18 protein-coding genes are annotated in these 12815 nt (G+C 61.8%); 11 read left to right on the forward strand and 7 right to left on the reverse strand.

Annotated elements, in window-relative coordinates; all coding sequences use genetic code 11:
• Positions 1 to 2: 2 nt before the first annotated feature.
• The 4 genes from rplP (at position 3) to FDM28_RS05100 (ending at position 1524) form a co-directional block, all read left to right on the forward strand.
• Positions 3 to 419 carry a 50S ribosomal protein L16 gene (gene rplP / locus FDM28_RS05085; RefSeq protein ID WP_087495487.1) on the forward strand — a complete coding sequence of 139 codons (417 nt, stop codon included), beginning with the start codon at positions 3 to 5 and terminating at the stop codon, positions 417 to 419.
• A 16-nt stretch (positions 420 to 435) separates the two neighbouring features.
• Positions 436 to 645, forward strand: coding sequence for a 50S ribosomal protein L29 (rpmC, locus tag FDM28_RS05090; RefSeq protein ID WP_138513645.1), 210 nt, complete (start codon positions 436 to 438; stop codon positions 643 to 645).
• Positions 646 to 655: 10 nt separating this feature from the next.
• A complete protein-coding gene (rpsQ, locus tag FDM28_RS05095) occupies positions 656 to 925 on the forward strand; it encodes a 30S ribosomal protein S17 (protein ID WP_087495485.1) in 270 nt (89 codons plus the stop codon).
• A gap of 92 nt (positions 926 to 1017) precedes the next feature.
• Positions 1018 to 1524: a peroxiredoxin gene (locus tag FDM28_RS05100; RefSeq protein ID WP_138513647.1), complete on the forward strand. Its 507-nt coding sequence runs from the start codon at positions 1018 to 1020 to the stop codon at positions 1522 to 1524.
• An 18-nt stretch (positions 1525 to 1542) separates the two neighbouring features.
• Here the strand turns inward: FDM28_RS05100 and FDM28_RS05105 are convergent, their stop codons facing one another.
• Together FDM28_RS05105 and FDM28_RS05110 are read right to left on the reverse strand one after the other, a co-directional pair.
• Positions 1543 to 2049, reverse strand: a complete 507-nt coding sequence (locus tag FDM28_RS05105; protein ID WP_138513649.1) for a GNAT family N-acetyltransferase — start codon at positions 2047 to 2049, stop codon at positions 1543 to 1545.
• A gap of 61 nt (positions 2050 to 2110) precedes the next feature.
• Entirely contained in the window at positions 2111 to 2608 is a 498-nt protein-coding gene (locus FDM28_RS05110) for a TlpA disulfide reductase family protein (protein WP_138513651.1), read from the reverse strand.
• A gap of 14 nt (positions 2609 to 2622) precedes the next feature.
• On the opposite strand from FDM28_RS05110, the gene FDM28_RS05115 reads away from it, so the two are divergent.
• The 6 genes from FDM28_RS05115 to ptsP are packed head-to-tail and all read left to right on the forward strand — an operon-like array spanning position 2623 to position 7586.
• On the forward strand, positions 2623 to 3327 hold the full coding sequence (locus FDM28_RS05115) for a DUF4197 domain-containing protein (RefSeq protein ID WP_138513653.1): 705 nt from the start codon (positions 2623 to 2625) through the stop codon (positions 3325 to 3327).
• The gene (locus FDM28_RS05120) at positions 3324 to 3857 is read left to right on the forward strand and encodes a hypothetical protein (RefSeq protein WP_138513655.1); all 534 of its coding nucleotides are present in this window, start codon (positions 3324 to 3326) and stop codon (positions 3855 to 3857) included. The genes FDM28_RS05115 and FDM28_RS05120 overlap by 4 nt, the downstream gene beginning before the upstream one ends.
• Complete coding sequence (locus tag FDM28_RS05125) at positions 3857 to 5092, forward strand: MFS transporter (protein ID WP_138513657.1); 1236 nt, start codon at positions 3857 to 3859, stop codon at positions 5090 to 5092. The genes FDM28_RS05120 and FDM28_RS05125 overlap by 1 nt, the downstream gene beginning before the upstream one ends.
• Positions 5093 to 5115: 23 nt before the next feature.
• Positions 5116 to 5562 carry a PTS sugar transporter subunit IIA gene (locus FDM28_RS05130; protein ID WP_138513660.1) on the forward strand — a complete coding sequence of 149 codons (447 nt, stop codon included), beginning with the start codon at positions 5116 to 5118 and terminating at the stop codon, positions 5560 to 5562.
• Positions 5531 to 5800 (forward strand): HPr family phosphocarrier protein, encoded by a 270-nt coding sequence (locus FDM28_RS05135; protein ID WP_138513661.1) that lies wholly within the window; start codon positions 5531 to 5533, stop codon positions 5798 to 5800. Before FDM28_RS05130 ends, FDM28_RS05135 begins: the two co-directional genes overlap by 32 nt.
• 4 nt (positions 5801 to 5804) lie before the next feature.
• A complete protein-coding gene (gene ptsP / locus FDM28_RS05140) occupies positions 5805 to 7586 on the forward strand; it encodes a phosphoenolpyruvate--protein phosphotransferase (RefSeq protein ID WP_138513663.1) in 1782 nt (593 codons plus the stop codon).
• A gap of 3 nt (positions 7587 to 7589) precedes the next feature.
• On the opposite strand, the gene FDM28_RS05145 is transcribed toward ptsP, so the two are convergent.
• The 3 genes from FDM28_RS05145 to mgrA all read right to left on the reverse strand — a co-directional run bounded on the left by FDM28_RS05145 (position 7590) and on the right by mgrA (position 10295).
• The gene (locus FDM28_RS05145; RefSeq protein WP_138513665.1) at positions 7590 to 8426 is read right to left on the reverse strand and encodes a DMT family transporter; all 837 of its coding nucleotides are present in this window, start codon (positions 8424 to 8426) and stop codon (positions 7590 to 7592) included.
• A gap of 116 nt (positions 8427 to 8542) precedes the next feature.
• Positions 8543 to 9232 (reverse strand): helix-turn-helix domain-containing protein, encoded by a 690-nt coding sequence (locus FDM28_RS05150; protein ID WP_138513667.1) that lies wholly within the window; start codon positions 9230 to 9232, stop codon positions 8543 to 8545.
• Between the two features lie 13 nt (positions 9233 to 9245).
• Positions 9246 to 10295, reverse strand: a complete 1050-nt coding sequence (gene mgrA / locus FDM28_RS05155; protein WP_138513669.1) for an L-glyceraldehyde 3-phosphate reductase — start codon at positions 10293 to 10295, stop codon at positions 9246 to 9248.
• A 203-nt stretch (positions 10296 to 10498) separates the two neighbouring features.
• Here mgrA and FDM28_RS05160 point away from each other — a divergent pair, with 203 nt between their 5' ends.
• Positions 10499 to 10972, forward strand: coding sequence for a hypothetical protein (locus FDM28_RS05160; RefSeq protein ID WP_240791898.1), 474 nt, complete (start codon positions 10499 to 10501; stop codon positions 10970 to 10972).
• A 68-nt stretch (positions 10973 to 11040) separates the two neighbouring features.
• On the opposite strand, the gene lipA is transcribed toward FDM28_RS05160, so the two are convergent.
• Positions 11041 to 12066: a lipoyl synthase gene (gene lipA / locus FDM28_RS05165; RefSeq protein WP_138513671.1), complete on the reverse strand. Its 1026-nt coding sequence runs from the start codon at positions 12064 to 12066 to the stop codon at positions 11041 to 11043.
• Positions 12067 to 12108: 42 nt separating this feature from the next.
• On the reverse strand, positions 12109 to 12813 hold the full coding sequence (gene lipB, locus FDM28_RS05170) for a lipoyl(octanoyl) transferase LipB (protein WP_138513673.1): 705 nt from the start codon (positions 12811 to 12813) through the stop codon (positions 12109 to 12111).
• Between the last annotated feature and the right edge of the window lie 2 nt (positions 12814 to 12815).

The following is a 12815-nucleotide window of genomic DNA, read 5'->3' on the forward strand; positions in this document are numbered from 1 at the left end:
TCATGTTGCAACCCGCTCGCCGGAAATACCGCAAAGAGCAAAAGGGCCGTAACACCGGTATCGCAACCCGCGGAAGCTCGGTTGCCTTCGGTGACTTCGGTCTGAAATGTACTGACCGCGGCCGTCTGACGGCTCGCCAGATTGAAGCTGCACGTCGTGCAATTTCCCGTCACGTGAAGCGTGGTGGTCGTATCTGGATCCGTGTGTTCCCTGACAAGCCGATCTCCCAAAAGCCTGCTGAAGTGCGTATGGGTAACGGTAAAGGTAACCCCGAGTACTACGTGGCTGAAATCCAGCCCGGCAAGATTGTGTTTGAGATCGTCGGCGTGCCCGAAGAACTCGCTCGCGAAGCTTTCCGTTTGGCCGCTGCCAAGCTGCCATTGCGTACTACATTTGTCAGCCGCATGATCGGCCAGTAATTCAGGAGATATCGAAATGACGAAAGCTGCTGAACTGCGCCAAAAAGACGTTGCTGGCCTGCAAAACGAAGTCAAAGAGCTGCAAAAAGCCCACTTTGGCCTGCGTATGCAAAAAGCCACGCAACAGATCAACAACACCGCTTCGCTGCGCTCTGCGCGCCGTGATATTGCTCGCGCCAAGACTATTCTTGTCGAAAAGCAAAGCGCTGAAAAATCCGCCAAATAAGGAGCGATAAATGACGGAAGCTAAAAAATCCCTCAAGCGCACCTTGATTGGCAAGGTGGTCAGCGACAAGCGTGCTAAGACTGTGACCGTGCTGATTGAGCGCCGTGTGAAGCACGAGCTTTACGGCAAGATCGTTGCAAAGACCAGCAAGTATCACGCCCACGACGAAAAAGGCGAGTACAAGTTGGGCGATGTGATCGAAATCACAGAGAGCAAGCCCATTTCCAAAACCAAGAACTGGGTTGCGACCCGCTTGGTGGAAAAGGCAGCTGCGGTTTAAGTCTTTACGACTTCATCACTGCAGTTGATTAGAAAACGGCCCACAATGTGGGCCGTTTTCATTGGTACTTACACATTGCACAAGGAGCAAACATGATTCAAGTTGGTGACGCCCTTCCCGCGACCACGTTGATGGAGTATTCCGAGGTCGAGGGAGAGGGCTGCAGCATCGGTCCTAACCCCGTGGACGTTGTAAAGGCCACTGCAGGCAAGACGATTGCGCTGTTTGCGCTGCCCGGTGCGTTCACCCCCACGTGTTCAGCAAAGCATGTGCCAGGTTATGTGGAAAGTGCCGAAGAATTCAAGGCTGCCGGCGTAGACGAAATCTGGTGCGTGAGCGTGAACGACGCCTTCGTGATGGGCGCTTGGGCGCGTGATCAGAAGACCGGCACCAAAGTACGCATGTTGGGTGATGGCGATGCAGCGTTTGCCAAGGCCACGGGTCTGACATTGGACCTGACCGGAAAAGGTCTGGGTTTGCGCAGCAACCGTTACTCCATGCTGGTGAAGGACGGCAAAGTAGTCACCCTCAATATTGAAGGCCCTGGCAAGTTCGAGGTGAGTGACGCGGCGACGCTGCTCGCACAAGCCCGCAGCTAATTTCCTGCAAGGTGCCGCTCAGAGCGTCACCTTGAGGTAATGCGCACCGGCTATTGGGTTGAAATAGTACGGTGGCACTTCTTCAAAGCCTAAGTCCTCATACAGGGCGCGGGCGGTTTCCATTTCATCCAGTGTGTCCAGCAAGACGGATTCATATCCCGCTTCGCGTGCAGCATCCAAAATAGCCTCAACCAAAATGCGACCCAAGCCCAAGCGCCGGTATTCTGGCTTGATGTAGAGCCGCTTCATTTCTGCCGCATTGGGGTAGTCCGAGGTGTCCAAGGGGCGCAAGGCACAGCAGCCCGTCCACGTGCCGTCGCAGTTCACGAGCAGCAGCGCTCCGCGTGTTGGCCCGTATTCACCGGGTAAAGCAGCCAGCTCTTCCTCAAAATTCTGAAAACACAAGTCCACCGACAAGCTGGCGGCGTATTCACGGAAAAGTGTGCGCGTGGCATCTATCTCTGCCGAAGAGCACGCACGAATCACGGTGTATTGCTGAGAAGCTGCGGTATCGGGCTGGAGCATGAGTAGGGCGAGGCGCAATAGGTTTAGGCAAGGAGATGCAAACCAGTCTTGCCGCCGACGATTAGCTTTCTTTCAGCAGCTTTTCAATCAGCTGGTGCAGCTCTGCAAAGTCGGGCTGTCCGATATAGCGCTTCACAATCTCTCCCCGCTTGTTCACGAGGTAGCTGGTCGGCGTTAAGGCCACATCGCCCCACGACTTGGCAACCGCACCGGTGTTATCGATGGCCACGTCAAACGGCAACTGGCGGGTCTGGGCAAAGTTCACCACATAGCTGGGTGGGTCGTAAGCCATGGCGACGGCCAACATGGAGTAGCCTTGGCCTTTGTACTTTTGGTACGTCTCCGCCATATGTGGCATTTCAGCGACGCAGGTGGTGCAGCTGGTGGCCCAGAAATTCACCAAGGTCACTTGGCCTCGCAGGTCGCTGGTGGTCTTGGTGCTGCCATCCAACAGCACAAAGGTAGATGCCGGCGCGGCTTCGCTCCCGCTTGTGAATAATGCGGCAGCACCTAAAACGCAAGCAGCTACGATGCTGCCCACCACAATCAGTTTCTTCATAGTAGGAATCCACAATGGACCGTCGACAGTTTAATTCTTTATCGCTCAACGCACTGGCATTTGCAGGCTTGTGGGCGCATACCCAAGCCAGGGCGCTCAGTCTGGCTGAGTTGAGCAACGCCGATGCAAGCAAGGGCTTGAAGCTTGCGTTGGAAAAAGGTGCCAGCGCGGCCATTGCACAGCTTGGCACGGTAGATGGATTCCTGGGTAACGAAAAAGTTCGCATTCCCCTGCCGGGATACTTGGAAGACGCCGCCAAATTGCTACGGACGTTCGGTCAGGGCGCCCGCGTGGACGAATTGGTGACATCGATGAACCGTGGTGCGGAAGCCGCCGTGCTCATGGCCAAAGACCTGCTGGCACAAGCCGTGAAGTCGATGACGGTGCAGGACGCCAAAGGCATTCTGGGGGGCGGTGACACCGCCGTGACGGAGTTCTTCGCGGGCAAGACCCGCGCGCCCTTGGGGGTGAAGTTTCTCCCCATCGTGACGCAGGCGACAGCCAAGGTCGGTTTGGCGGACAAATACAACCAACTCGCGGGTAAGGCCTCCGAGCTGGGGTTGATGAAAAAAGAAGATGCCAATATCCAGCAGTACGTCACCGGCAAAACCCTGGACGGCTTGTATTTCATGATCTCCGAAGAGGAGAAAAAAATCCGCCAGAACCCGGTAGCGTACGGAAGCAGCGTGTTGAGCAAGGTATTCGGCGCTTTGCAATGACCATGCGGAGCAATCTGTGCGCGCTGGGCCGTGGTGGTCTGGGTGGTATAGCAGTGGTTGCGCTGCTGGGCGCTCTTACGGCCTGCAGCCCGGGGCTGAATTGGCGCCAAGTTCCCATTGCCGGAATGACGGCCATGCTGCCCTGCAAACCCGACACCGCAGAGCGCACCGTGAGCTTGGGAGGGCAAGCCTTGCCCATGCAAATGGCGGGCTGTGAGGCCGAGGGCAGTCTGTTTGCGGTCAGCCACATGGAGGCGCCCCGTGCGGCGGACGTGCCTGCGCTCCAGCGCGAATGGCAGCAACAAGCTTTGGCGTCCATGCGCGCGAGTACGTTTACGCTGAGCACCCAAGGAGTGCCCGCATGGGCGCAGCAAGCAATGGGTGTGCAAACCGTAGGCAGCGGGCCCGACGGAAAGCCGCTGCGGGCACACCTGCGCTGGCTGGTGCGGGGCGCGCATATCTACCACCTCGCGGTGTACGGAAGCGCGATCCCGGACACCCTGACAGAACCCATGACCCTGGAACCCTGATGCACCCCGACACCCTTCCGCGCCGCCAAGCGATTGCCGTTTTTGTGGCGTTTGCGCTCGCCTATCTTTTGTCCGCACTGATCAGGGCGATTACTGCCACCCTGGCGCCTACGCTGGTGCAGGAATTTCAACTTCGGTCTGCGGACCTCGGTTTGCTCGCGGGAGGCTATTTCCTGGGCTTCGCGGCCATGCAACTACCGCTGGGGCGGTGGCTGGACCGGCATGGCCCGCGCAAAGTGGTGCTGCTGTTTTTGCTCGCTGCCGTAGCCGGATGTGCTGCGTTTGCCGCCGCCGATCAGTTTGCCGGTTTGCTGGTGGGGCGCATTCTGTGCGGCATGGGCGTGAGCGCGTGTTTGATGGCGCCGCTCACCGGTTACCGCCGCTGGTACCCGAAAGACCAGCTCATGCGGGCGAACTCCTGGATGCTGATGGTGGGGGCTTCCGGCATGGTGGCGTCGACCTTGCCCGTGCAGTGGCTGATGCCGCTGGTGGGGTGGCGCGGCATTTTTCTGGCGCTGGGAGCCTTGGTGGTGCTGAGCATGCTCATCATCCGGTGGCAGGTGCCTGCTTGGAAGGCCCAGGAGGCCGCAGGTCCGGCGGCAGACGGTGCGGCCCCCGATGCGGGGTATGCCGCTATCTGGCGGCATCCGTATTTCCGCCGCCTGGCGCCCCTGGGCTTCTTTAACTATGGCGGCATGGTGGCCCTGCAAACCTTGTGGGCCGGCCCCTGGATGACCAAGGTCGCCGGCTACAGCCCCGCACAGGCGGCAACCGGGCTGTTCTGGTTGAACCTTGCCATGCTGGTCACCTACTGGCTGTGGGGGATGGCCAACCCGTGGTTGAGCCGGCGCGGCCTCAGCGCGGAGAAGCTCATCCGTCAATGGATGCCGCTGAATTTCGTGCTACTTGCTATCTTAATCATAGCTGGCGGCTCATATTCTGCGTGGGCTGGCGTGCTGTTGAGCTTGGTATGTGTGAGCTGCACGGTGGCCGCACTGGCCCAGCCTGCAGTGGGCATGGCGTTTCCGGGGCATATGGCGGGGCGGGCGCTGTCGGCTTACAACCTGGTGATATTTGCCGGGGTGTTTGCGGTGCAATGGGGCATTGGTTTGTTGGTGGACGGGTTCAAGGCCGGAGGCCTGCTGGAGGCGCAAGCGCTACAAGCCGCGTTCGCAGTCTACGGGGCCACCTGCGTGGCAGCCTACCTGGTGGCCTGCAAAGCAAAGGCGCCATAATCAACGCCCACACCTGACACACCATGAACACCGGAATTCTCCTCGTCGCCCACGCCCCACTCGCCAGCGCGTTGCGGGAGTGTGTGCTGCATGTGTATCCGGATGCAGGCGCAGCGCTGGTGGCACTGGATGTACCTGCCCATGAAGACCCGGAGGTCACACGTCGGGCGGCCAAAGCACTGCTCACCGGCCTAGGGGCTCCCCAAGTCTTGGTGCTGACCGATGTGTTTGGCGCTACCCCTTGCAACGTGGCGCAAAAGGTGGTAGACGGCTTCCACTCCAAGCTGGTTGCAGGGGTAAATTTGCCGATGCTGCTGCGCATCGTCAACTACCGCAGCGAGCCTCTGGATGTGCTGGTGACCCGTGCGCTGGCCGGCGGCTCCCAGAGCATCATGCAAGTGGCCGTGACGGCCCCACAAAACCAACATCGAAAAAACCATGATCAGCACCAACACGACCATAGTCAATAAGCTGGGCCTGCATGCGCGCGCCTCGGCCAAGTTCACCAAGCTCGCAGGCAGTTTTCCGTGCGAGGTGTGGATGTCCCGCGGCGAGCGCCGGGTGAATGCCAAAAGCATCATGGGCGTCATGATGCTGGCGGCCGGGCTGGGGGCCGAAATTACCCTGGAGACCAATGGTGCTCAGGAGCAAGAAGCCATGGATGCCCTGCTGGCGCTGATCAACGACAAGTTCGGCGAGGGCGAATAAGCGCATGACGTTTTCCATCCACGGTCTCACCGTCTCGCGGGGTATTGCCATCGGGCGTGCGGTGCTGGTGGCGTCCAGCCGGGTGGATGTGGCGCACTACTTCATCCCGCCGGCGGAAGTAGAGTCTGAAATCGCCCGTGTGCGCGCCGGGCGCGACGCCGTGGTGGAAGAAATCCACCGCCTCCAAGACAGCATCTCCCGCATGGGGCCCAAGGAGGCGCCCAGCGAATTGGCTGCTTTGCTCGATGTCCACCTGATGCTCTTGCAGGACGAAGAGCTGGTGGGGGGCGTCAAACACTGGATTACCGACCGCCTCTACAACGCCGAGTGGGCACTGACCACACAGCTCGAAATCGTCGCCCGCCATTTCGATGAAATGGAAGACGCCTACCTGCGCGAGCGCAAGGCCGACATGGAGCAGATTTGCGAGCGGGTGCTGCGCGCCATGAAAGGGACGCAGTCTCCGGTGATCCAGCCGGTGCAGCGCGGTGGGCGCAAAGGTTCGCAACAAGACTTGCTGCTTGACGACACGGTGGACGTGCCGCTGGTGCTGATTGCGCACGACTTGTCGCCCGCTGACATGCTGCAGTTCAAGCAAAGCGTGTTTGCCGGCTTCATCACCGATGTGGGTGGCAAAACCTCGCACACCGCCATCGTGGCCCGCAGCATGGACATTCCTGCCGTGGTGGGTGCGCGCACCTGCAGCCAGTTGGTGCGCCAGGACGACTGGGTCATCATCGATGGGGATGCGGGCGTGGTCATCGTGGACCCCTCGCCCATCATCCTGGCCGAGTACGGATTCAAGCAGCGCCAGGGTGAGCTGGAGCGCGGTCGCCTGCAGCGCCTGCTGCATACGCCTGCGGTGACGATGGACGAGGAAAAAGTCCAACTCCTGGCCAACATCGAAATGCCGGAAGACGCCGAAGTGGCGCTCAAGGCCGGCGCGTTGGGGGTGGGCTTGTTCCGCAGTGAATTTTTGTTCATGGGGCGCCAAGGCCGCTTGCCGGACGAAGAGGAACAATACCTCGCCTACAAAAAAGCGGTGGAGGGCATGCAAGGCCTGCCAGTGACCATTCGCACCGTGGACGTGGGGGCCGACAAGCCGCTGGATGAATCGGTGCGAGACGACGCCCACCTGAACCCCGCGCTGGGGCTGCGGGCCATCCGCTGGAGCCTGGCAGACCCGGCCATGTTTTTGACGCAATTGCGCGCCATTCTGCGGGCTGCAGCCCACGGCCAGGTGCGTTTGTTGATCCCCATGCTGGCGCATGCCAGCGAAATCCGCCAGACCTTGGCCCACGTGCAGCAGGCCCGTGCGCAGTTGGACCGGCGTGGTGTGGCTTACGGGCCGGTGCAATTGGGCGCGATGATCGAAATCCCCGCTGCCGCCCTGAGCCTGCCGCTGTTTTTGAAGTATTTTGACTTTTTGTCGATCGGCACCAACGACCTGATCCAGTACACACTGGCGATTGACCGCGCGGATGAGTCGGTTGCCCACTTGTATGACCCGCTGCACCCCGCCGTGTTGCGTTTGGTGGCCGATACGATTGCCGAGTGCCGCCGCCAGCGCAAAGATGTGAGCGTGTGCGGCGAAATGGCAGGCGACGTGACGATGACCCGTTTGCTCTTGGGCTTGGGGCTGCGCAGCTTCTCCATGCACCCCGCGCAGATTCTGGCGGTCAAGCAGGAAATTCTGCGCTCCGATACCACCAAGCTGGCTACCTGGGCTGAGCGGGTGCGCACCGCAGAAGACCCGGCGCTCGAGCTCAGTGGCGGCCAGATCTAGGCCTCAGTCTTTCACCCGCGAGCCCAGCACGGCGGCACCAATGATCATGGCCGCAGCTAGCACCACCGATGCACTGGGCCACTCGCCCCGCAGCCACAGCAGTGCCAGTGTGGACAGCAGCGGCGTGAGGAAGGACAGCACCCCAATCTGCCGCGCGTCACCGCGTTTGAGCGCTGCATCCCACAGGTAAAACGCACCGCCCAAAGGGCCCAGGCCCATGGCGAGCAATAGTGCCCCGTCGTGTGCATTCAAATCCACCGGGCTTTCCAGCAGGGCGTGGCACAACAGCGAGAGCAGGCCCGACACCAACCCGAACAGGCCGATGGCTGCGCTGGGAAAGGCCGGCACGCGCCGCGTTAGTAGCGAGTAGCTGGCCCACACAAAGGCCGATGCCAAGGCCGGGATGTAACCCCACGCAAAGCCGCCCTGCAGATCACGCCCACCCACGATGGCCAGCGCCGCGCCGGCAAAGCCCAGCAGCGCTGCGGCAATGTGCAGGCCGTACAGGCGCATGCCGGGCAGGAAGAGCGGGGCCATCAGCACAATGCCCAGCGGCCACAGGTAGTTCACCAGATTGGCCTGCACGGGCGGCGCGCTGCGCAGCGCAATGAAGAACAGGAAGTGGTAGCCAAACAGGCCATACAGGCCCAGTGCCAGCGTGCGGGCAGGCACTTTCCATTGCTGCACCCGGCCGCGTGAAAGCACCAGCCCAATGAGGCTGCCGATGAGCAGCGAGCAGCCGGTCAGCAGAAACGGGGGAACGTGGGCCAATGAAACGCCCAGCGGGGCGAGTGAGCCCCAGAGGGCGATGGCGGCGAGGGCGAGGAGGGAGGCATGCATAGGGCTGCAAGCTTAGCCGCAGGCACTGGAGCGGAACCACGGTGTGCTGTCGTCCAACACCGGTTTCAGTGCCGGACCACTCCGAGCTAAAACGAATCCCCTTTTTTTGGCCTGCCTCAGTGCCGTGTGTGCTGGCGTAATGCGGCGGTCAGGGCCGATGCGGACTGGTAGCCGCAGCGCCGGGCAATGTCGGCCACGGCGAGGCCTTGGGCACGCAGTTGGCGGGCGCGCTGCAGGCGCAGGTCGCGCAGCCACTGCATGGGGCGCATGCCCAGCTCCTGCTGGCAGCGCACGGCAAATTGCGTGGGGCTCAGAAATACCTGTTGTGCCAGGTCGGCCACTGTTAGCGGTGTGTGCAGCTGGCGCTCGCACCACTGGATGAGGCCGCTCCAGTCGATGCGGCGCTGGGCACGCGCAGGTTTGGCCTGCGGTGCGCGCCAGCAGTCCAGCAGCAAGAGCGGGCCGTAGTGCTGGGCCAGGCTGTCCTGCCGGGCCAAGGCCAGCTGCAGGTAACGCGCCAGGGCCAGCGCGGTGGCGGCTTGCACCGGGGTGCCCACGGCAGTGGCCCAGCCGGCTTCGGCCGTGTCCAGCACCAGGCAGTGCGCCTTGCCGTCGGCCTCAAAGTCATGCCGCTCTCCCGGTGCAATCACGCAGCCGCTGCCTGCCGCAATGCGCTGGCCGCGGCCTTGCACCTCCAGCTCCAGCGTGCCTTCCAGGCCCAGCAGTATCTGGAAATGGTCGTGCGCATGGCTGCCCGGCGACGGGCCGTACTGGCGCAGCGACAGGGAGCCATGGGCGGCGTGCATGGTTGGCAGGGGCTCAGGCCAGACGCTGGTCGGTGGAGGGGCGCTTCCACAGGTTGATGCCACCGTCCACGGCGTGGCCGTCAATGGTGTCCAGCTCGGCCTGGGTAAAGCTCAGGTTTTGCATGGCGCCCACCAGGTCCACGATTTGCTCGGGCTTGCTCGCGCCGATCAGGGCGGACGTGACGCGCTTGTCGCGCAGCACCCAGGCGGTGGCCATTTGCGCCAGGCTCTGACCGCGCGCCTGGGCAATGTCGTTGAGGGCGCGCACGTGCTTGAGGTTTTGCTCGCTCAGGTGGTCTTGCTTGAAGGAGCCACCGCCGGGGCGGTTGATGCGCGCGTCGGCGGGCACGCCGTTGAGGTACTTGTTGGTCAGCAGGCCCTGGGCCAACGCGCTGAAGGCGATGCAGCCCATGCCGGTGTCATCCAGTGCGTCCAGCAGGTCTTCCTCGATCCAGCGGTTCATCAGGCTGTACGAGGGCTGGTGGATCAGCATAGGCACGCCCATGCTCTTGAGGATGGCGGCCGCTTCGCGCGTCTTGGTGCCGGAGTAGCTGCTGATGCCGGCGTACAGCGCCTTGCCTTGCTGCACGGCCGTGGCCAGTGCGCCCATGGTTTCTTCCAGCGGGGTGTCAGGGTCAAAGCGGTGGCTGTAGAAAATGTCCACGTACTCCAGACCCATGCGCTTCAAGCTCTGGTCCAGGCTGGCCAGTACGTATTTGCGCGAGCCACCGCCCTGTCCATAAGGGCCGGGCCACATGTCGTAGCCGGCCTTGCTGGAGATGATCAGCTCGTCGCGGTAGGGCTTGAAGTCGCGCTTCAGGTGCTCGCCAAAGTTTGTTTCTGCGCTGCCGTAGGGCGGGCCGTAGTTGTTGGCCAGGTCAAAGTGGGTGATGCCCAAATCGAAGGCGGTGCGCAGCATGTCGCGCTGGGTCTGGAAGGGCGTGGCATCGCCAAAGTTGTGCCACAAGCCCAGCGATACGGCGGGGAGTTTGAGGCCACTTTTGCCGCAGGTGCGGTAGGGGACGGCGCCGTCGTAACGGCTTTCACGGGCGTGGTATTGCATGGTGCAGGTCGTTGTATGAAGTAAATGGGTCTCTGGCGCCCGTCTGGTATGCGCGGGCAGCTATGGTTTTGGTAGCGGCGCTTGCTGCTTCCAGCAGATGCAATCACGGCGGCCAGTCGCCATGCTAGCGGCCCTTGGCACCGATTGCACGGGCAGGGGGCAAAATCCGGCCTTTCCCTCTTTTTGTTGCGAGCATTCCGCGTTTGACTGATTCCATTTCTTCCAAAATCCAAGAACCCCGCGTGTGGCGTGACAACGGCTGGACGGCCCGCGTGATCAAAAACGAGGACGATGATGGCTGGGCCGTCGCCATGACGCGCGATGGCCAGTCGGAGCCCGCGCTCGTCGGCCCCTGGACCATGGGCCGCGACAAAAAGAACCCCAAGCCCCTGGACGGCGCAGCCTTCAGCACCTTGGTGAAAACGGCCAGCGAATTCGTGCGCCGCAGTGAGCAGCAATTGCACGCCGCGTTGCACCAGAGCATCACGGTGACTGCCGGTACCGCGCGGATCACGGTGTACCTAGACATCGAGCCGGACGAAGACAACCCCAGCGCCACCCTGACTGCGCGGGATGAGGGGGACGATGTCTTGGCGCAGGTCAAAGTGTCCCCCGGCTTCAAGCTCAACCGTAGTAGTGCGGTTGCGTGGGCCGAGAGCGGCTACGCCAAGCCTTGACGTAAAAATAGCTGCTAGCGCACGTCCGTTGTGCGCGAGAAGCTATTGATTTGATAGCGTTCTGCGTTTTAGGCGGGGGTGTTCAGTGCGTGCCCGGCTTGCACGTCGGCGTGGTAGCTCGATCGCACCATGGCGCCCACTGCGGCGTGCTTGAAGCCCATCTTGTAGGCCTCTTCCTCGAACATCTTGAAGGTGTCGGGGTGCACATAGCGGCGCACCGGCAGGTGGCTCGTGGAGGGCGCGAGGTACTGGCCGATGGTCAGCATCTCGATGTTGTGGGCGCGCATGTCGCGCATCACCTCCAGAATTTCTTCGTCCGTCTCACCCAGGCCGACCATCAGGCCACTCTTGGTGGGCACGTCGGGGAAGAGTGCCTTGAATTTCTTGAGCAGGTTCAGGCTGAACTGGTAATCCGAGCCCGGGCGCGCTTCTTTGTAGAGGCGGGGGATGGTTTCCAGGTTGTGGTTCATCACGTCGGGCGGTGCGGCCTTCAGGATTTCGAGCGCGCGGTCATCACGGCCGCGGAAGTCAGGTACCAGCACTTCGATTTGCGTCTTGGGCGAGAGTTCGCGCGTTTTGCGGATGCATTCCACAAAGTGGCCGGCACCGCCGTCGCGCAAGTCATCGCGGTCCACGCTGGTGATGACCACGTAGTTGAGCTTGAGCTGGGCGATGGTCTTGGCCAGGTTGTCGGGCTCGTTCACATCCAGCGGGTCGGGGCGGCCGTGGCCCACGTCGCAGAAGGGGCAGCGCCGGGTGCACTTGTCGCCCATGATCATGAAAGTGGCCGTGCCCTTGCCGAAGCATTCGCCGATGTTGGGGCAGCTGGCCTCTTCGCACACGGTCACCAGTTTGTTGGCGCGCAGCGTGTCCTTGATTTCGTAAAAGCGGGTGGTGGGGCTGCCAGCTTTGACGCGGATCCAGTCCGGCTTTTTCAGCACTTCGCCTTGCTGTACTTTCACCGGGATGCGGGCCAGCTTGGCCTGCGCTTTTTGCTTGGCCAGCGGGTTGTAGTCGGCGGTGGACTGGGCTTCGCGCACGGTGGGGTTGGCGCTGCTGTGGTCGCGGCTGGTGGGGGTATCGCTGTGGCTCATGGTGTGGCGTCTTTGCAGGTGGGCGTGGGCCCCGGTGCACCTTCAGGGTGCGAGGTAGGTGGCGAGCTTGTGGCCCAACACATCAGCGGCGTCCTGCCAACTGACTTGGACCCCGATTGTAGAAAGGTCCACCGTTTGCAGCTGGGCGTAGCCGCAAGGGTTGATACGGGAGAAGGGTTCCAGGTCCATGGCGACATTCAGCGCCACGCCGTGGTAAGTGCAGTTGCGGCTGACCTTGATGCCCAGCGCAGAGATTTTGCCCAGGCCGGTGAAGTCCGGGTCTGCCGTGCGGGCGGCGCCCTGCTGGGGGCGCTGTGCCAGCGGTGCATGGCCGGTGGGGTCCTCGAGCCGGACATAAATGCCCGGCGCGCCAGCCACGCGGTGCCCGGTCACGCCGAAATGGGACAAGGTTTTGATGACCGCCTCTTCAATGCGGTAAACATATTCTTTGACGAAATAACCCGCGCGCTTGAGATCGATCAGGGGGTAGCCCATGACTTGGCCGGGGCCGTGGTAGGTCACTTGCCCGCCCCGGTTGGTTTGCACGATGGGGATGTCGCCGGGCATGAAAATGTGTTCCGGCTTGCCGGCAAGGCCCTGCGTGAAAACAGGTGGATGCTCACAAATCCATAGCTGGTCGCGCACATCCGACAAGGGCCCTACGTCTCTTTCGTTTGTAAAGCGCTGCATGGCCTCGTAAGTCGGCACATAGGCCAAGCGGCCGCGCTGCTGGAGGTCGATGGTCACGG

Origin of the sequence: Rhodoferax bucti (assembly GCF_005876985.1) — a bacterium.
GTDB classification, from domain to species: Bacteria; Pseudomonadota; Gammaproteobacteria; order Burkholderiales; family Burkholderiaceae_C; genus Allorhodoferax; species Allorhodoferax bucti.